Here is an 18,444-nt window from a genome sequence, read left to right as displayed (position 1 = left end):
CGCTCTTCCACTAAGCGAACAGACATCAAGTGGAAGAGTGTAGTTCAGCTGGCTATGGAATGCCGTGAGCGGGTTGGAAAAGCGGGCAAAGCTGAGGCTTTGCCCGCTGTTTTATCAGCCTTTGCTGCGACCGGCGCGCTTGCGCTCGTTCTCGGTCAGCAGTTTCTTGCGCAGACGGATGGATTCCGGGGTGACTTCAACCAGTTCATCGTCTTCGATAAATTCCAGCGCCTGTTCCAGGGTATGACGAATCGGCGGACTCAGCGTCAGCGCTTCATCGGTACCGGCGGCACGGATGTTGGTTAGCTGCTTGGCCTTGGTCGGGTTAACCACCAGGTCGTTGTCGCGGCTGTGAATGCCGATGATCTGACCTTCGTAGATTTCTTCACCGTGACCGAGCAACAGACGACCGCGATCCTGCAACTGGTACAAGCTGTAGGCCAGCGTCTTGCCTTTGGCCATACTCACCAGCACGCCGTTCTGGCGACCCGCCATATCACCGCCTTTGACCGGACCGTAGTGATCGAAGATCGAGGTCATGATGCCGGAACCAGAGGTCAGCGTCAGGAACATGCCACGGAAACCGATCAGGCCGCGTGACGGTACGATGAATTCCAACTTGATACGGCCTTTGCCGTCGTTTTCCATGTTGGTCATCTCGGCTTTGCGCAAACCGAGTTCTTCCATGACACCGCCCTGGTGTTGCTCTTCGATATCGATAACAACTTGCTCGTACGGTTCCTGAATTTCACCGTCGATCACTTTCTGTACCACTTCCGGACGGGATACGGCGAGTTCAAAACCTTCGCGGCGCATGTTTTCGATCAGCACCGACAGGTGCAGTTCGCCACGACCAGAGACTTTGAATTTGTCGGCAGTGTCGCCCTGCTCAACGCGCAGCGCGACGTTGGCGATCAATTCCTGATCCAGGCGATCCTTGATGTTGCGCGAGGTCACGAATTTGCCTTCCAGACCGGCGAAGGGGGAATCGTTAACCTGGAAGGTCATGCTCACCGTCGGTTCGTCAACGGTCAGCGCCGGCAGCGCTTCAGGAGTGTTCGGTTCGCAGATGGTATCGGAGATGTTCAGGCCTTCGATGCCGGTGATGCAGACGATATCGCCGGCTTCGGCTTCAGGCACTTCGACGCGCTCCAGGCCGTGGTAACCCATCACCTGCAGAATACGGCCTTTTTTCTTGCTGCCGTCGCGGCCAACCACCACCACCTGATCGTTGGTTTTCAGCTTGCCGCGCTTGATGCGGCCAACACCGATAACACCAACGTAGGAGTTGTAGTCGAGGGCGGAAATCTGCATCTGCAGCGGGCCGTCCATCTCGACGTTGGGCGCTTTCACCTGGCGGGTGATCATTTCGAACAGCGGCGTCATGTCTTCGGCCATGTGCTCCGGATCGTCTCCGGCAATGCCGTTCAGCGCCGAGGTATAGATGATCGGGAAATCCAGCTGTTCATCGGTAGCGCCGAGGCGGTCGAACAGATCGAACACCTGATCCATAACCCAGTCCGGACGCGCGCCCGGGCGGTCGATCTTGTTGATAACAACAATAGGATTGAGGCCTTTTTCGAACGCCTTGGAGGTCACAAAACGCGTCTGCGGCATAGGGCCGTCAACGGCGTCGACCAGCAACAAGACCGAATCGACCATCGACAGAACCCGTTCTACTTCGCCGCCAAAGTCGGCGTGTCCGGGGGTATCGACGATGTTGATGCGATAGTCCTGCCATTTAATGGCCGTGTTTTTGGCCAGAATGGTAATACCACGCTCACGCTCCTGGTCATTGGAGTCCATGATGCGCTCGGAACCCTGGTCCTTGCGGCCGAGGGTCCCGGACTGCTGCAGCAGCTTGTCGACCAGGGTGGTTTTACCATGGTCAACGTGGGCGATGATGGCGATATTACGCAGGTTATCGATCACAACGTCAGTGTTCCGGGAAATAAGGGGCGCGCATTATAACCGCTTAGGCTGAATAAAAAAGGATCAGATTGGCGCGTTGCGCCGGGAGACGCTAAACGGGAGACGCAGGACGCTGTGTTAGCGGTCTTTGGCGTCTGAAGTCCGGGCGGCGTACCGCTCCCGTTTAGCGTCAAGCGTCACTATGGATACAACTGCACAATACCGCTGTCGGCCTGCATATCCGCCACCAGCCAGATTTGCTCGAACGGATGGCCGCCAGGCACTTCGATACGATGCTGCAGCGCTTCGATCTCCGCACGTGACCAGTGCGGGTTGGAATTACGGATGACCAGCCAGACGCGCTCGCTGTTGTAGGTTTTCTCGGCCTTGATCGCCAGGATGCGGTTCAGGGCGCGCACCAAACGACCGTCAGTATCACCGGCATTCAATAGCGCCAGCTCGCTGAGGGTGGTGTCGCTGAGTTCGCGGCCGAGAATGGCCATGGCTTCGGCTTCACTGCCGTACAGATGAGCGATTTCCAGGTCCAGCCGTTCGCCGTCGAGAAAACAGGAGACGTCCGGTTTATCCGGCCGGTTGTGCCAGATATGCCGGATCGGCACGCCCTGCTCGCGCTCCCAATGGCGCATAAACAGCCGCGCAGCTTGATGTTCTAGTTCTATCTTTTCCTGTTCGGCGGGAGTCATTTGGTGCGGGGGTTTTGGGTGAGTCTGGGAGTATAGCGGGAAGTGGGCGACGCTTGGGTGCTGCGCACCCGGGAGACGGGAGACGCAAGTTACGCAAACCCAGCGTCTCCCGGCGGTTACCCCAGGAACACGCTGTAAACTGGATTCTCCGATTCATCCCAGTACGGATAACCCAGATCATCCAGCTTGGTGCGGAATTCTTTCAGTTCCGCTTTGGGCACCTGGATGCCCGCCAGCACTCGACCATAGGCCGCGCCGTGGTTGCGGTAGTGGAACAAAGAAATGTTCCAGTTGCCGCCGAGGGTGGTGAGGAATTTACCCAGGGCGCCGGGGCGTTCCGGGAATTCGAAGCGGTACAGTCGCTCGTCGGTAATGTGCGGCGCGTGGCCACCGACCATATGACGGATATGCGATTTGGCCACTTCGTTGTCGGTCAAATCCAGCACTGGATGGTCTGCGTCGCGCAACGCCTGCACCAGTTCCTGGCGTTCTTCGTTGCTGCTGATTCTGACGCCAACAAAGATTTTCGCTTCTTTGTCGTCGGCGTAACGGTAATTGAATTCGGTCACCGCGCGTTTACCGATGATGGAAATAAACTGCTTAAAAGCACCGGGACGTTCAGGAATGGTGACCGACAAAATCGCTTCGCGGTGTTCGCCAACTTCAGCGCGCTCGGCGATATAGCGCAAGCGATCGAAATTGGTATTAGCGCCGGAGGAGATGGTTACCAGCGTCTTGCCTTCCCAGCCTTCACGGGCGACGAATTTTTTCATGCCAGCAACGCTGGTGGCGCCGGCCGGTTCGGTGATTGAGCGGGTGTCATCGAAGATGTCTTTGACCGCCGCGCAGATTTCGTCGGACGTTACGGTGATCACTTCGTCGATGTGATCTTTGCAGATTTTCCAACTGTGTTTGCCGATCTGCGCCACGGCGATGCCGTCAGCAAAGATGCCAACCTGATCGAGCGTGACTCTTTTGCCGGCTTTCATGGCCGCCGCCAGACAGGCGCTTTCTTCAAATTCGACGCCGATGACTTTGATCTGTGGCTGCAGGTATTTGATGTAAGCGGCCATACCCGCCGCCAGGCCGCCACCGCCAACCGGAATAAAGACGGCGTCGATGGGCGCACCGGTATGCTGATGCAGAATCTCGCGGGCGACGGTGCCTTGACCGGCGATGATGTCCGGATCGTCGAACGGATGAATAAAGGTCAGGCCTTTTTCCTGTTCCAGTTTTTGCGCGTGCGCCAGGGCTTCGTCGAACGAATCGCCGACCAGCACGGCCTTGCCACCGCGGGCGCGGACATTGGCGACCTTAATGTCGGGTGTGGTCTTGGGCATCACGATGGTGGCTTTGACGCCCATTAATCGGGCGGCCTCGGCCAGACCCTGAGCGTGGTTACCGGCCGAGGCGCAGATAACGCCCTTGTCGAGTTGCTCCTGGGTCAGGGTGGTCATTTTGTTGTAGGCGCCACGCAATTTGAACGAGAACACCGACTGCAGGTCTTCGCGTTTAATCAAAATCTGGTTATTCATCCGGCGGCTGAGAAATGCAGCGGGTTCCAAAGGCGTTTCGATGGCGGCATCGTAGACTTTGGCGTTGAGGATTTTCTTAACGGTCTGTTCGAGCATGAACGAATCCTACTGTCCGGATGAATGGGGCGCGCTGGGCGCTTTGGGATTGTACGGTTTTTGCTATGGCCCGGAAATGCACGACGGCCGCGAATTGCGGCATACTGTTTTTCAACCGAGGTCCCTTTGCGGGCTATAATGCAGCCAGAGATGACGAGAGACCGATATGGATCAGAATGAATTGAAACAAGCCGTCGCCAAGGCGGCGCTGAAGTTCATCAAGCCGGACCTTAAAGCGGACGCCATTATTGGTGTCGGCACCGGCTCTACCGCCAACTGCTTTATCGATGAGTTGGCCACTGTCAAAGACAATTTCCGCGGCGCCGTCGCCAGCAGTGATGCCACCGCTGAGCGTTTGCGTGGTCACGGCATTGAAGTGTTCGAGCTGAACGAAGTCGATAAGTTAACCGTCTATGTCGACGGTGCCGACGAAGCCAACCGCAAATTGCAGCTGATCAAAGGCGGTGGCGCGGCGCTGACGCGGGAGAAAATTGTCGCTTCGGTGGCCAAGACCTTTATCTGCATCGCCGATGAATCCAAGGCCGTGCAAAAGCTTGGTGGTTTTCCGCTGCCGGTGGAAGTGATTCCGATGGCGCGCAGTGCGGTGGCGCGCAAGCTGCAAGCCATGGGTGGCAATCCGGTGTATCGCGAAGGCGCTGTTACCGACAACGGTAATCAGATTCTCGATGTCTTTGAGCTCGACATCAAAGACGCCGTAGCACTGGAAAAAGACATCAACAACATTCCCGGCGTGGTCACCAACGGCTTGTTTGCGTTGCGTCCGGCCGATGTTCTGTTGCTGGGTACGCCCGATGGCGTCAAGCAGCTCACCGTCATCAACACCATGGCCGAAGACGGCGAATTCTACTGACAGCGCGCCAGTCAACCCTGGGCCAGGACGGCCCAGATGGCCCAAAAAGCGATAATCACCAACAACAAACCCAGTCCACGTCCCCAGCGCTGCTGAGTGCTTTCTTCTACCAGCCATTCGCCGGCACGCTCAGAACGACTCCCCCAGATCAGCACGATGGCGTCGGCCAGCGGCCAGATCAGCGCCACTATAAATAACTGCGCTGAGGCTCCGGTCCAGGCCACCAGTAAGGCCAGGTGCGTAAAGATCGCCAGCCACAAGGTCAGCGATAACAGGGCCGATAAGACGATGGCACCGGCATCGGTGCGGAAGAAGGGATGATCCGGATCGGCGATAAAGGTGCGGGTCCAAAAACGCATCCACAACCACAGCGCCGTCAGCACGCCGCTGAATACCACCATGGCCGGTCCTGCCGGGTTCGACGCTGCCCAAAAATGAACCAGCCAGGCCAGCAGCAGCGTCAGCGTTGTGGTGGTCAGCAGACGCCAGAGCACAGCGGACCACAGACGCTCAGGTTGGGCACGCAGCGCGCGAAATAATTCAAAGCGGAGGGCGTCAGGCGAAGCGACCAAGGCAACCGCCAGAACGAGGGCAATCAACAGACTCACAAGCGGGCATCCAAAGGTTAACGTTGGGCCGCATTCTAGGGTGTCGGGGGGATGGAAGGCCAGTCAGCGGCAAGCGCTTGGCGGTTACCGCTGTCCTTATCAGTCGACGCTATCAGTCGATTTTATCAGTCAACCCGGTGCCAGGTTTGGGTTCGACCGATCAGTGCGAAACCGAGATAGCCACGGACTTCCAACTGACTGCCACCTTCGGTGACTTTAAGTTGGGCGCTGTATTCTTTGCCGTTTTGCGGATCGAGAATCTTGCCGTCGACCCATTCATCGCCATCCTGCTCCAGGCCCCAGATGATGTTCAGGCCGACCAGCGGTTGGTTGCGGCGTGAGCCTTTGCACTCGCTGCAGACCGGGTTGGGTTCGCTGGGGTTCAGTAACTCGACGATCTCACCTTTCAGTTCGCCGCCGTCGTTCCAGATACGCACGATACTTTTGGCTTCACCGGTTTCGTCGTCGATGGTACGCCAGTTACCTTCTGCGGACATGGATTCGGCAAAGGCCGCCAGTGGCAGCAGCAGGCCCAGAGCGATCACGGTAGAAATCAGGCTTTTCATTGTTGTTGTTCCGTTTGTGACTGTGATGCATGCAACATAGCAAATTCCGATCCCGGCTCAAGCTGGAAGCGACAGTTCGTGAGCTTTATTCAACATTAGTGCACTGGCGGTGACGATCCGGCGAGCCGTTATCGGCAATGCCGTCACTGTCCGGCTTCGACATCCAGCCTGATATCAGCACCGGCTTTGGCCGCTTGACCGTGCAACAGCGCCCACAACGGCCGGGCCACGATATCGGTTTCAGCAAAACGATAGTGCTCGCCGAAGTTTTCCACCGCCTGTTGCTGCTGAAGAAGCATGGCTCTGTCCTGACGGAAAAGGGTTTCGGCAAAGGGTTTGAACAAGGCAAAACGCAGGCTGGCTGGCAACCAGGATTTGGGCGCATAGAGGCGTGCAAAGAGTCCGGTTTCGCTTTCGCTGTGTGGCACAAAAAACAGCACCACGCGCAACAGAATTTTATCTTTTTTCAGATAATCCAACTCGACCCGGCCGGGCAGATCGAAGCGACCGACATTGTGGTCAACACCCGGATCAAACAGCCGATTAATCCAGCCATTTTGTTTTTGGGTCAACTTAAACTGAGTACGGAAACCGCCGTTATGTACACTTTGTGAAATGTCCATCTGCTGCGCACCGCGATTGCGTAGCAGGCTTTTGTGCACATAGGGCGTATGGCAGGGGTCGAGAAAATTCTCGATGCTTTGAAAAAGATTACAGGGCAAGCGGCGGTAAGCGCTGGCATAGACGTAACCGGGTAAATCGGAAAAACCCAGAGGTTCATCCTGACCCTCTTGCAAGCGCGTCCACAACAAGCCATCACGTTCCATCAGTGGGTAAGCACTCAGTTTGGCGTGTGTGCTGCATGTCGTTGTGCCCGGTGTGCGTTGCAACTGACCGGCGGCGTCGAACGCCCAGCCATGATAAGGACAGACCAGTCGGTCGCTGGCGATAAATCCCTGCGACAGTGGAATTAACCGATGCGGGCAGCGATCAGTAAAAAGGCGCGGCGCACCTTCCAGTCGGGCCAGCACCAGGGGTATTCCCATCAGCGAGACAGCGACCGGCTTATCTTTTAAATCGCGGCTGGCGAGCAGCGGATGCCAACAACCCGCGACACCGGGATAGGGGAAATCGGTAAGGTCGTTCACAATTTGAACCGCTCCAATAAGGGTCGATAAAAATGTTGGCTAAGCCAGGATAACAGCCACCAAACCGCTCGTCGGTAAAGACCCAGATGGCGCACATAAACGTAGCTGTATTCGATGGCCGCTACGCCACCGCGACGACGCTTAAAATCGGGCGAGCCAGCGCTGAGGTTGAGCGTTAACTGATGGTCCATGGCATAACGAATGACAAAGGCGATCAAGCGTCGGTACAACGCTAAGCGCATTGGTCGTTCGGTATCGTAGCCAATCACTGGTGCTGTGATTGTTTGATCGACGCCGTATAAACCAGCAACACCAAGCAACTCTTCCTGGTAAAAAAGTCCGTACAGCTCGATTAATCCCGTGGCCGAAAATGTGCGCAGCCAGTCGGCCGAAAACTGCACGTTGTGGCGACTGTATTTTTCAAGATAGAGCTGATTATAGAGCTGCTCGGCGCGAGCCATCTGAGCACTATTGTCTGGATCCAATAATTGAAAACGCCAACCGCTTTGTTGCAATAAACGATCGTCCATGCGCGCATTATGGCGTGCCCACCATAGGGCTCGATCCTGATACAAATACACCTGGCGGGTAACGATGGGACGCCATCCATCCCGCTTGGCCTGATGTATAATATTGGCGTTCTGAATATCGTTCAGCGAACGCAACATTAACGTATGGTCGGGGTATTTTTGTAAGGCTTGTTGGCGCAACTGACAAAGATTCACACGCTGCCATTCGTCGGCATAGAGGTTGGTCGACAAACATTGGTTATTGAACACCTGTAGCCGATCCAGTCTGGCCAGCCGTAATGGGATAGCCAGAACCGCAATTAACAATCGGCTCAAAGCACGCACAATAACAGAGCCAATTTTGGGCAATTCATCCTGGGCGTAGCCGATGATCTGAGTCAGGGGTGAGACGACCCAGCAATTATCCGGATGTGCTTCATTAACGCTGGTAGGTACCAGCACTGAATCCTGGCTGTAAAGAATAAAGTCGGTTTGCAGATTACGGATCAAACCGGGTTGCTGCATCTGCTCAAAGAAACGACGGTTCTGTTCGCTCGCCTTCAGCATGAGATCTTTGCTCCCGGATCCGGGCCATTCCATTCAATATCGAAGGTGCTGGCATCGGTGATTGGTTTACGCCAGCGAATCATGCGATACAGCATTTCCAATAAGGCGAGCCAGGGCGCTCGATGTTTGAGCGGTGTGCTCTTGTCTTTGAGCACATCCTCAGCGCGACGATAATCGCGCAAGAGTTGGCGAAACTTGCCCGCTTTAATTGCCGATAATCCGAACATCAGCGGTAAAGAAAAACCAACACGACACGCTTTGGCCGTGCCTTCGATCAATTTAAAATGACCGTCTTGGGTGAACTGCAATTGATGCCGTAACAGGTGCAGTCCACTGGTTGCCCGTGGATTGCATTCAAGACAAAACAACTCGCCATGGCGGTCGATAAAATCAAAAGCCGCCTGACCATGAAATCCTGTCTTCTGACCAAAGGCTTGCGCAAATTGTTGCAGCCTTGAATCGTTTATTGGATCGAAATAACTGGATGCGGCCCGGTTTAATAAATAACGCGGTTGATAAGCCTGGTGCGCGATCAGTTCGCCATGGTTGAACAATGCATAGTTGCACAACGCTTGACCCTCGATGCGTTCTTGCTGCACCCAGGGAAACTCAGTATTAACCTGATCAGCACTCAGTAGGTGGTGCTTAACCTGTGCAATAAACTGTCGTCCAAAGCGCGAGTAAACCGGTTTAAGAATGGTGTTTGGATCGTCCAATATCTGGTCGGGATGTTCGCACAGCAGTGTCGCGGGAACCCGTACCGAGGCCAGACCATCGAGCAACGACAAAGACTGGTATTTATGGTGCAACTGGAACAATAAATCTGTGTCGGGCATTAACCACTGAGTGGACGATTCACAACGCGCACGCACCTGTGCCAGATAAAAAATCTCTTCACAGGTTGGTATCAGCAGGTCGATATTTTGCCTTTGCAGAAACTGATTCAGTTGCTGAGCAAAGGCATCGATTTCCAGTCGTGGCGGTGGTAACTGCAGATAACCTTCAATGCCTTTTAGAAAGCAACCTAACGGCCACTTCAGGCTGTCTGCCAGCCACACTCGGTGACCACCGGCCAAAGCCAGTCGGGCCCATTCCAAGGCGACCGGGGCACGAGCGCCAGTGATCAGGACATCCATGGATTAATCACTCGCCGCTGTTTGTTCGTAGCCGTCCAAACCGGTGCCGGTGCTTTATCGAATTGCAACGGCTCGACCACGCCCTGACTGATAAATAAGCGGCGCAATGCCTGCTCGATGTCTTGGTGTTGCTGGTCGCTTTCAATGCGAACTCGCTCGGCGGCTATCTGGCTGATGCGATAATCCAGCGGTTGATCGCTGACTAAGGCAATAGCACGATAAATCAGATCGGGCAGTACAGGAACGGTGCCTTCTAGGCCCGGCAGTTTTAGCAGATCGCCGCGGCGGCCGCCTATGCTGGCGATGGCGCGAAACACACCAGGCGCATCGCCTGCTTCAATAACATCATCAAGTTGGTAACGAATAATGGGCTGAGTGCGGCGCCGGAAGTCGGTAATGATGGGCGAAAAATGACGCCGCTCTTTATCGAGCCAAAGCGGTTCTATATGCACGGCGTCTTCATTCCAACGCAGCACACCATCGCTGTGCGTACAGGCCAGAAAGCCTTCAGTGCATTGGTAGATTTCGTGAATCGGACAGGCAAAACGATCGGCCAGTAATTGGCGGTCGGTTGGCGTTAATACTTCGGCACCGGAGATAACCAGCGACGGCTTTAGCTGCTGGCTGTGACGGGCGCACCATTGCAACGCCTGGGCGCTGCCGACCAATAGCGTCGGATTAAAGGCTTCGAGTTTTGCCAGCCATTGGTCAGCCGGTTGAGTTAGGTCGGCGTAGTGAAACTCGATGCGGCCTTTACCGACGGTCTGGTAGAGCGGGCTGTCGGCGCGCAATAACAAGGCGACGCGTTGGCGCGCAAAAAGTGAGGGTAATAACTTGGCGAGAACCACGCCGGCCCACTCCAATCGCTCTTGTCGCGATACCAAAAACAGACCGCGTTGTCCGGAGGTGCCAGATGATAAACCGACGGTCACATCACCAAGGCGTGACTGACTGAAATCGCGATTTTGTTCGGCGCTAAGCGCGCGTTCAAACAGGTCGTCGCGCTTTAGATTTCTGGTGTTCAGCTGATCGAAATTCGCCATCATGCTGGCTTTGTCCATTAACGGAAAAGTATCCAGCGGTTGACCTTGGTAATGACGATACAGCGGCGAGTGCTGGCAAACCCAGTCGAGGTGTTGTCGCAGTTTTTGCTGTTGCCAGGCTTCCAGTTGCGACCGTGACGAAAAGCGTCGCAGGCGTGTCGCAAGCAGGTGGCGCAGAATGGTCAGCTTTTCCATAACGTCGTTTCCATAAGGGCTTTCCATAAGGACTTTCTAAAAGAACGTTGTAAAAAATTTTCAGCTTATCCAGCCTAGTCGCAACAGCTGCTGCGAGGTTTCCTGACAGTGCGACGGCACAAAACGCACACGATCGCCGGCTTGTTGATAACAGTGGCGCAGTTTATTCAGTGTATCGAGATAAAGCTGGCGATCATCACAGAGAATATTGGCCAGCCAATGTTGGTTGATGTTTTCGCGCAGATTATCGATCAACCAGCAGGCGTCGGCGAGAAAGAAAATAAAACCGGATTGCAGCCGAACCAGCAAGCCAATCTGCCCGGCGGCGTGTCCGGGCAGGTTGACCAGATACAATAACTGATCCTTGAATAAATCGATTGCCGATAACCCGAGTGGTCCGTCGTCCAGCTGTAGAATATCACCCAGATCCTGATCAAACTGATCGACAAAATGCAGGCGTTTTTCGGCGTCGGCAGGCAGTAGATCACGCAGATAACCTTTGCGCAAACGTTGCAGACGATTGCGTTTGGTCAAGAATTCATAGCCAGCGGGATGGCAGTGCAGTTGCGCATGATCGAAGTCGCAGATACCAGCAACATGGTCGCCATGAAAATGCGACAGCACCAGATGGTTGATATCGTCAGCGGAAATTTCTAGCGCCGCTAATTGTTCTTTAACGCTGTCACCACCGTGCAAGGTATGAGGCGTGACCAGGGCGTAAAAACGCTCCGGAAAATGCCGAGTGCTCTGTGCAAACTGAGCGTGATAGCCGGTGTCGAATAACAGCTTGCCTGACCTGGGATGGTCAACCAAAGCCACGCCTGCCGGAAAATGGCGCGGGGCTAATCCCGAGCCCGGTTTGACCATAAAACCCGGATGTACGCAGTGGCCGGCTTCAAACCAGCGAACGCTGACGCCATTGGACATAGCGTTGAATTCCTTCATCGATAGAGATTTTGGGCTGGTAACCTAGATCGCGACGAGCCCGTTCGATATTCAGTGTCTGGTGATAATGAAACAGTGCCGCGCTGTAGCGCGTCAGGGTGGGTTCAGGTTGGCCGGGCCAGTGTTGGTAGCATTTTTCCACGCCCGCAATGACTGGCGCCAACAGCGGATAAGGCAGAGTGCGAATGCGCGTTGGACTCGCTAATTGCTCGAACAATAACGACAGCGCATCGAGTAACTGCACCGGCTCACCATTGCTGATGTTGTAGATTGAACCGGATGTCATTTCGCGCGTTGCGGCCAGTATGGCGGCATCGGCGACGTTGTCGACATAGGTCAGGTCAACACGGGGATTACGTCCGGATGGCAACCACAAAGTGCCATTGCGCACGGCGGCAATAATGCGCGGCAAAATGGCGTTGTCGTTTGGTCCGAAAATACCCCGCGGGCGCAAAATAACGCTCGGTATTGCGCTGTTGATAACCGCCTGTTCGGCGGCGGCTTTGGTCGTCGCATAGTGATTGCAAAAACGTTGTGGCAACGGCTGGGTTTCGTGGATATCCAGCGCATCGCGAAACTGAAAATACAAACTGGGCGTGGAGATGTGCACAAAGCGTGACACGGCTTGCCGTTCGGCAGCGGTCAATAGCTGTTGGGTGCCGTGCAGATTGGCCTGTTCGAAATCACTCAGTCGGCCCCAGGGGCTGGACAGGGCTGCGCAATGAATCACTGCATCGATATCTTGGCAGGCCTGTTCGAGCCCGTCCTGGTCAGCCAGATCAACGGCAAAAAACTGTGCGCCAGTTTCGGCAGCCAGAGCGTTACCGAGGGTGCGATTGCGACCGCTAAAACGGATGTCAAAACGGTCATGATAAAGGCGCACCAGGGCTTGGCCGAGCATGCCGGTGCCGCCGGTGATCAGCAATTTCACAGCCGCAATACTCCCATCCCTAATGACAAGCCCGCCGCCGAGCCAAAGAGTAATACCGTCTGATTATTGCTCGTCGGTCGGTTACGTAACAGGTAATCCAGGGCGATGGGAATCGATGCCGCTATCTGGTTGCCCAGGGTGGCGAAGCGGTTGATTACCTTGTCATTATCCAGTTCCAACTGCCGCACCAGATTGACCAGGCCGGCGTGGCTGGCCTGATGGGGAACGTAGTAGTCGATATCGGCAAGCGTTAAGCCTAAGGGCGCCAGGCCTTGTTGAATAAAGTCTGGCGCCAGTCGTGATACCAATCGGTACAGCGCCTTGCCTTGCATCTCAAAATAGCTGCCCTGGGCGGCGGCTTCAGCGCCGTGTCGGCGTGGGTGTAGCCCGCTGCCGCCGGCGCGAATCTGACACAGCTCATAGCCTTCCGGGTAGGTGTGAAAACGGCTGGTCAACAAGCCTCTGTCACTGTCGCTGGCTTCGAGAATAAAGGCCGCTGCGCCGTCGGCAAAGAGGGTGGCGGTTTCGATTTCATGATCGAGCACGCCGATTTTGGCGACTTCGCTGGAGACGATCAGGATGCGTTGATAACGGCCGCGCGCCAGGGCTGCATCGGCCAGATCGAGCGCGGCCAGAAATGACAGACAAGTCGCATTGACGTCCATGCTGGCGATCGGAACCGGGGCTTTTAAGGTTCGCAATATTCCGGCCGCGTTGTAAGGCAAGGCTTGATGGCTGGTGCCGCTGGCACAAAGCAATAAGTCGATGTCGGCCAGCGACAGGCCAGCGTCATTGAGCGCTGCTTGAGCTGCCCGAGCGCCCATATAAAGTGCGGTCTCGTCGGCTGCAGCATAGTGGCGTGTGTCAACACCGTAACGCGAACGGCAGCTTCCTTCCGGCAGGCTGAGACGTTGGTCCAACTGTTCGGCGGTTATCGCCTGGCGTGGCAGGTAGCTGGCGCTGGCGCGAATGGTGAAGGACATGGCTGGGTCTCTTGTACGTTGCCGCTGGGCTGCAGCTTAGTCGTTGACCAGCATCGCAAAGCTGGCGCCGGTCAGTTTTTGCAGTGACTCGGTTGCCAGTTCCAGATCGAGCCCGCGCTTGCCACCGCTGACAAAAATACTGGGCAAGCTTTCAGCGCTGCTGTCGAGCACTGTCGGCAGGCGCTTTTTCTGACCCAAGGGGCTGATACCGCCGACCACATAACCGGTGGTTTTTTCGGCAATCGCCGGGTCGGCCATCTGCGCCGATTTCTGACCGTGAGCCTTGGCGGCACGCTTGAGATTGAGCGTAGAAGTGACCGGTAAAATACACACACCCAGCGATTTGGCATCGCCGTTAAAACTGACCAGCAGGGTTTTAAAAACCCGTTCCGGTGCGACCCCTAACGCCTTGGCAGCCGCCAGGCCATAACCTTCGTCGCTGTCGGTTACTTCAAAGCGGTGCAGTTGATAGTCGACTTTGGCTTTGTCGAGTTGGTTAACCGCCGGTGTCACAGGCAGGTCTCGAATTGATTGGCCATCTGAGTAAGGCCGTCGCCGGTGACGCGTTTGGTCAGCCAGCCATCGAGTGCCTTGGCACCTAAGGAGCGATAAAACTGTCGTGCCGGTTCGTTCCAGTCCAGCACCTGCCACTCCAGGCGACCACAGTCGCGCTCTACCGCCAGCTGCGCTAGGCGAGTGATCAAGGCTTTGCCCAGACCCAGGCCGCGATGTCCTGGCTGCACATACAAGTCTTCCAGATGAATGCCTGGCTGCGCCAAGAAGGTCGAGTAGTTGTGGAAAAACAACGCCATACCGACAGCCTTGCCGTCGACTTCCGCGAGGATAACTTCGGCGTAGCGCTGCTCACCAAACAGCGTAGCGCGCAGTTTTTCTTCGTCAGCGGTGACTTCGTGACGCAAATGTTCGTAGTCAGCCAATTCGCAGATAAAGCCAAGAATGGCGGATAGATCGTCAGCGGTGGCCGGCCGCAATTGGGCGCCGGAGGCCAGGGTAATAACGGACATAAGGATCTCGATGACAGCTAAGTCGAGCGAGTATCGAAAATAACGTCACCACTGACAACTGCTTGGCGGCAAATGACAGCCGGGCTCCTCACCCATCCTCCTAAACTCGGCGCCCAGCGATCAATCGAAAGAGGCGTTATGAAACAGTCTTACCTGCTGGTGATGGTCGGTGTTTTGCTGACGCCACTGTCACAAGCATCCGAGTTGGAAACACTCTGGCATCAGGTACAAACCCAGAACCCGGGCTTGCAGGCACAGTCGGCAGCGGTGGTGGCAAGCCAGGCTGAGGCTCGTTCCGAGCGCTGGCGTTATGGCCCGACTTTGACTTTGAACAGTCGCTATACGCAATTGAATGACGACCTGTCGTTAAGCGTCGATATCAGTGCTTTGAATCCATTGGCACCGCCGATGCGCGAAACCATTCAGCAAGATCACTACACCACCGCCACACTCGAAGCGACCTTGCCGGTCTATACCGGTGGGCGTCTGCAAGCGGCGGTGGCCGCCGCCGATGCGCGTATCGACGATCAGCAGGCGCAGGCCGAGCAGCAACAGCAGACGGTTTTGCTGCAGTTGGTTGATCGCTATTACAGCCTGGTGTTGGCGAGCGAAGCGGTGGATATCCGCCAGCGCCGGCTCGACAGCCTCGATCGTCAGGTCTACAGCGCCGAGCGGCGCGAACAGGAAGGTCTGATCGCCACGGCCGATCGTCTGGCTGTTGAGGTTGAACGCGATGAAGCGCGACGCGAACTGTCCAACGCCCAGGCCGATCTGGAATTGGCCACCCTGGTTTATCGTCAGTTGGTCGGGGCGTCTGTCCCCTTGCCGCAGCCCGGCCAATTGGCGCCTTTATCAGCTAACCCCGATCTCGATCGTCTGCACCAACTGCTGTTGACGCAATCACCGGAAATAGCGCAGTTGCAGGCCAAACAGCAGTTGGCTGCTGCGGGCGCCGATGGCAGTGATGCCAGCTGGTTACCGACGGTCGCGCTGTTCGGTCGTTATGAATTACTGCCGGACGGTTTGACCGCGCTCGATCCGCGTTGGGCCGCTGGTGTGTCGATGCAATGGTCGCTGCTCGACAGCGGTAATCGATGGCACCAACGTCAGGCCGCCCTGGCGCGGGTGGATCAGGTGCAGCAGCAACGCACTCAGAGTGAAAGCGATCTGAGCAGTCGCTTGCAGTTGGACTACCGCGATGTGCGTCGCGCCGAAGCCAATATCGATTCACTGGCTTCAACCGAAGCGTTGGTGCAGCAGCAGGTAGAGCTGACGCAGCGCGGTTACCACCAGGGTCTGAGCACCGACCTCGACCGTATCGAGGCAGAAACCGCTTTGGCGGCGGTTCGGTTGCAGCGTTTGCAGGCCGTGATCGAGCAGCATCAGGCCATGGCGCGGCTCTATATTCGCGCTGGTGACAGCGCCGCTTTCTTTGCTTTGCTGGATCGTTCGGCGGCGCTCTGAGCGCCACTTTTATTATCTTTTTGACCGCAGGAACCGATCACCATGAATAACAAAGCCATGATCCTCAGTTTGGCCTATCTGGCCGCTTTGGGTGGCATTCTCGGCTACGGCTATATGACTCAAGCCCAGGCACCGCAGCCCTTATTGCAGGGTACTGTTGATGCCCAGACCATTCGTGTCAGCGGCAAGATCGCCGGCCGAGTGGCTCAGGTTGCGGTGCGCGAAGGTGACCAGGTCGCCGCTGGCGAGTTGGTGTTTGAACTGACCAGCCCGGAATTACAGGCGCGGCTTGATCAGGCGCAGGCAGCTGTGAGTGCCAAACAGGCGATGAGTGAGCGCGCCGATCGTGGTGCGCGCGAAGAAGAACTGGCGCAAGCGCGCGATCAGTGGCAGCGCGCTCAGTCCGCGGCCGACTTGGCGCAGACCACGGCCGAGCGATTGCGCAATCTGAAAGCCGATGGCCTGGTGTCACAGCAGCGTTTAGACGAGGCTGAAACGCAGGCCGAGTCGGCCGGTTTTGCCGCTGAGGCCGCGCATCAGCAATACATCCAGGCGCAAAACGGCACCGATGATGAATTGCGTACCGCCGCGCGCAGCGAAGCCAATGCCGCCGAGGCGCAACTGGCAGAAGTGCAGTCGATGGTTGCCGAAACGCGCATTACCGCTCCGGCGGCGGGCGAAGTGACTGAGGTGTTGATTCACAGCGGCGAAATCGCCCCGGCGGGTTTTCCAGTGGTCACTCTGACCGACCTGAGCGATGCCTGGGTGCGTTTTCATGTGCGCGAAGATCGTCTGGTTGAGTTTGCCCAAGACGCCATCGTTCAGGGTTATCTGCCGGCCTTGGATCGCAGCGTTGAGCTGCGCGTGAGCTACGTCTCGCCCTTGGGTGAATACGCGACCTGGCGCGCCACCCACACCGGCGAAGCGGATTTGCGCACCTTTGAAGTACGCGCCCGGCCGGTAGAACCCATCGATGACTGGCGCGCCGGTATGACGGTGATCATTGAGACGGCGGCTGAACATGGCTGAGTTTGCGGTGATCAAGGTGTTGCGGCGTGAGTTGCGCACCCTGGTGCGTCAGCCGAGCTATCTGTTTTTGTTGTTCGGTGCTCCTGCGCTGGCGGCAATCCTGCTCGGTGGCATCGTCTCGACGCCTGCGGTGCAGTCGGTGCCGTTTCAGGTGGTCGATGAGGACAACAGCCCGGCCAGCCGTGATCTGGCATATCGCTTAAACAGCTCTCCGACATTGGATGTCAGCCTGGTTCATGCCGGCAGTGAGGCGGCACTGGCGGAGGTTCGCGCGCAACGCAGCTTTGGTTATCTGGTGATCCCGGAAGGCTTCGCCGAACAGCTACAAATCGGTTTGCCACAGCAGATTCCTGCGTATGTGAATCAGCAGAGTTACATGATGGGTACCTTGCTCACTAACCAGTTGGTGCGCTTCGTTATTGAAAACAGTTTGCGCGAAACCGCCAGCCAGTTTGTGGTGCACGGCCAGACCAAGGCTCAGGCCAAAGCGCAGGTGGTGCCGATCAGCGGTGAGCGTTCGGTGGCCGGTAATCAGTGGCTGAATTATCAGTCCTTTTTGCGGGCCTCTCTGCACAGCCATGTCTGGCATGTGCTCTTGGTGCTGAGCACGCTCTATGCCTTAGGTCGTGAATTTCGTGAGGGCACGACCGAGGATTGGTGGCGGGCCAGTGGCGAGCGTTTGGGTGTCGCCCTGATGGGCAAGCTGCTGCCGTTAACGCTGGTCTTGCTGGGTTGGGCGGCGCTGTTTCATCTGCTGGCGTTGCACTCACTGCAATTGCCTTGGGGCTGGCGACTGCCGCGTTTACTGCTGCTCAGCGCCTGGGTGGCGGCTTTTTATATCAGTGCTGCGGTGTTGGTGATGGCCTTGTTGCATAACCTGCGCAAGGCGCTGTCGGTAGCGGCGATCTACACCCTGCCCGCCTTTGCCTTTATCGGGGTGACCTTTCCGGTGACCAATATGATCGGCGCGGCGCGCTTCTGGCAGTCGCTGTTACCGGTCGGCAGTCTCATTCGCTGGCAGGATCAGGTGCTGCACTTTGACGTCAGTCTGGCTGTTTTGTGGCCGCAGTTATGGCCTTTGGGTTTGGTGACTTTATTGCTCTGGCAGCCGGCGCTGTTGCTGTTGCGTCAGAAGGTGGTTCATCCCAAATGGACCGGGCATTACTGATGAGGTTGAG

Annotated in this window: 18 protein-coding genes; 4 read left to right on the top strand and 14 right to left on the bottom strand. The window is 56.4% G+C overall.

Annotated elements, in window-relative coordinates:
• Window positions 1-114: 114 nt before the first annotated feature.
• From typA to ilvA, 3 genes are all read right to left on the bottom strand, one after another.
• The gene (typA, locus tag ABMA60_RS17145; RefSeq protein WP_392805719.1) at window positions 115-1,932 is read right to left on the bottom strand and encodes a translational GTPase TypA; all 1,818 of its coding nucleotides are present in this window, start codon (window positions 1,930-1,932) and stop codon (window positions 115-117) included.
• Between the two features lie 179 nt (window positions 1,933-2,111).
• Window positions 2,112-2,615, bottom strand: coding sequence for a hypothetical protein (locus tag ABMA60_RS17140; protein WP_392805717.1), 504 nt, complete (start codon window positions 2,613-2,615; stop codon window positions 2,112-2,114).
• A gap of 116 nt (window positions 2,616-2,731) precedes the next feature.
• Window positions 2,732-4,246, bottom strand: coding sequence for a threonine ammonia-lyase, biosynthetic (ilvA, locus tag ABMA60_RS17135; protein ID WP_392805715.1), 1,515 nt, complete (start codon window positions 4,244-4,246; stop codon window positions 2,732-2,734).
• A gap of 166 nt (window positions 4,247-4,412) precedes the next feature.
• On the opposite strand from ilvA, the gene rpiA reads away from it, so the two are divergent.
• The gene (rpiA, locus tag ABMA60_RS17130) at window positions 4,413-5,117 is read left to right on the top strand and encodes a ribose-5-phosphate isomerase RpiA (RefSeq protein ID WP_392805712.1); all 705 of its coding nucleotides are present in this window, start codon (window positions 4,413-4,415) and stop codon (window positions 5,115-5,117) included.
• An 11-nt stretch (window positions 5,118-5,128) separates the two neighbouring features.
• Here the strand turns inward: rpiA and ABMA60_RS17125 are convergent, their stop codons facing one another.
• The 11 genes from ABMA60_RS17125 to ABMA60_RS17075 form a co-directional block, all read right to left on the bottom strand.
• Window positions 5,129-5,725 carry a hypothetical protein gene (locus tag ABMA60_RS17125; RefSeq protein WP_392805709.1) on the bottom strand — a complete coding sequence of 199 codons (597 nt, stop codon included), beginning with the start codon at window positions 5,723-5,725 and terminating at the stop codon, window positions 5,129-5,131.
• A 125-nt stretch (window positions 5,726-5,850) separates the two neighbouring features.
• Window positions 5,851-6,291, bottom strand: coding sequence for a DUF2147 domain-containing protein (locus ABMA60_RS17120; protein WP_392805706.1), 441 nt, complete (start codon window positions 6,289-6,291; stop codon window positions 5,851-5,853).
• A gap of 143 nt (window positions 6,292-6,434) precedes the next feature.
• Entirely contained in the window at window positions 6,435-7,439 is a 1,005-nt protein-coding gene (locus ABMA60_RS17115) for a Rieske 2Fe-2S domain-containing protein (RefSeq protein WP_392805703.1), read from the bottom strand.
• A complete protein-coding gene (locus ABMA60_RS17110) occupies window positions 7,436-8,515 on the bottom strand; it encodes a GNAT family N-acetyltransferase (protein ID WP_392805700.1) in 1,080 nt (359 codons plus the stop codon). The genes ABMA60_RS17115 and ABMA60_RS17110 overlap by 4 nt, the downstream gene beginning before the upstream one ends.
• Entirely contained in the window at window positions 8,509-9,651 is a 1,143-nt protein-coding gene (locus tag ABMA60_RS17105; RefSeq protein WP_392805697.1) for a hypothetical protein, read from the bottom strand. Before ABMA60_RS17105 ends, ABMA60_RS17110 begins: the two co-directional genes overlap by 7 nt.
• Window positions 9,639-10,889: a F390 synthetase-related protein gene (locus ABMA60_RS17100; RefSeq protein WP_392805695.1), complete on the bottom strand. Its 1,251-nt coding sequence runs from the start codon at window positions 10,887-10,889 to the stop codon at window positions 9,639-9,641. The genes ABMA60_RS17105 and ABMA60_RS17100 overlap by 13 nt, the downstream gene beginning before the upstream one ends.
• A 60-nt stretch (window positions 10,890-10,949) precedes the next feature.
• A complete protein-coding gene (locus ABMA60_RS17095; RefSeq protein ID WP_392805692.1) occupies window positions 10,950-11,816 on the bottom strand; it encodes an MBL fold metallo-hydrolase in 867 nt (288 codons plus the stop codon).
• Window positions 11,785-12,765, bottom strand: coding sequence for an NAD-dependent epimerase/dehydratase family protein (locus ABMA60_RS17090; protein ID WP_392805690.1), 981 nt, complete (start codon window positions 12,763-12,765; stop codon window positions 11,785-11,787). Before ABMA60_RS17090 ends, ABMA60_RS17095 begins: the two co-directional genes overlap by 32 nt.
• Window positions 12,762-13,748, bottom strand: a complete 987-nt coding sequence (locus tag ABMA60_RS17085; protein ID WP_392805687.1) for a 3-oxoacyl-[acyl-carrier-protein] synthase III C-terminal domain-containing protein — start codon at window positions 13,746-13,748, stop codon at window positions 12,762-12,764. Before ABMA60_RS17085 ends, ABMA60_RS17090 begins: the two co-directional genes overlap by 4 nt.
• 36 nt (window positions 13,749-13,784) lie before the next feature.
• Window positions 13,785-14,261: a Cys-tRNA(Pro) deacylase gene (gene ybaK, locus ABMA60_RS17080; protein WP_392805684.1), complete on the bottom strand. Its 477-nt coding sequence runs from the start codon at window positions 14,259-14,261 to the stop codon at window positions 13,785-13,787.
• A complete protein-coding gene (locus tag ABMA60_RS17075) occupies window positions 14,258-14,773 on the bottom strand; it encodes a GNAT family N-acetyltransferase (protein ID WP_392805681.1) in 516 nt (171 codons plus the stop codon). Before ABMA60_RS17075 ends, ybaK begins: the two co-directional genes overlap by 4 nt.
• Window positions 14,774-14,911: 138 nt before the next feature.
• Here ABMA60_RS17075 and ABMA60_RS17070 point away from each other — a divergent pair, with 138 nt between their 5' ends.
• Genes ABMA60_RS17070 through ABMA60_RS17060 form a run of 3 tightly spaced genes read left to right on the top strand, consistent with a single transcriptional unit; the run spans window position 14,912 to window position 18,434 of the window.
• Window positions 14,912-16,237 (top strand): TolC family protein, encoded by a 1,326-nt coding sequence (locus ABMA60_RS17070; protein ID WP_392805677.1) that lies wholly within the window; start codon window positions 14,912-14,914, stop codon window positions 16,235-16,237.
• Between the two features lie 42 nt (window positions 16,238-16,279).
• On the top strand, window positions 16,280-17,266 hold the full coding sequence (locus ABMA60_RS17065; protein WP_392805674.1) for an HlyD family secretion protein: 987 nt from the start codon (window positions 16,280-16,282) through the stop codon (window positions 17,264-17,266).
• Window positions 17,259-18,434 carry an ABC transporter permease gene (locus ABMA60_RS17060; protein WP_392805671.1) on the top strand — a complete coding sequence of 392 codons (1,176 nt, stop codon included), beginning with the start codon at window positions 17,259-17,261 and terminating at the stop codon, window positions 18,432-18,434. Before ABMA60_RS17065 ends, ABMA60_RS17060 begins: the two co-directional genes overlap by 8 nt.
• Window positions 18,435-18,444: the final 10 nt, after the last annotated feature.

This window comes from Saccharospirillum sp. HFRX-2 (assembly GCF_043196805.1).
Classification (GTDB): Bacteria; Pseudomonadota; Gammaproteobacteria; order Pseudomonadales; family Natronospirillaceae; genus Saccharospirillum.
Note: the sequence above shows the minus strand (reverse complement) of the source record. Positions and strands in the feature narration are given on the sequence as shown.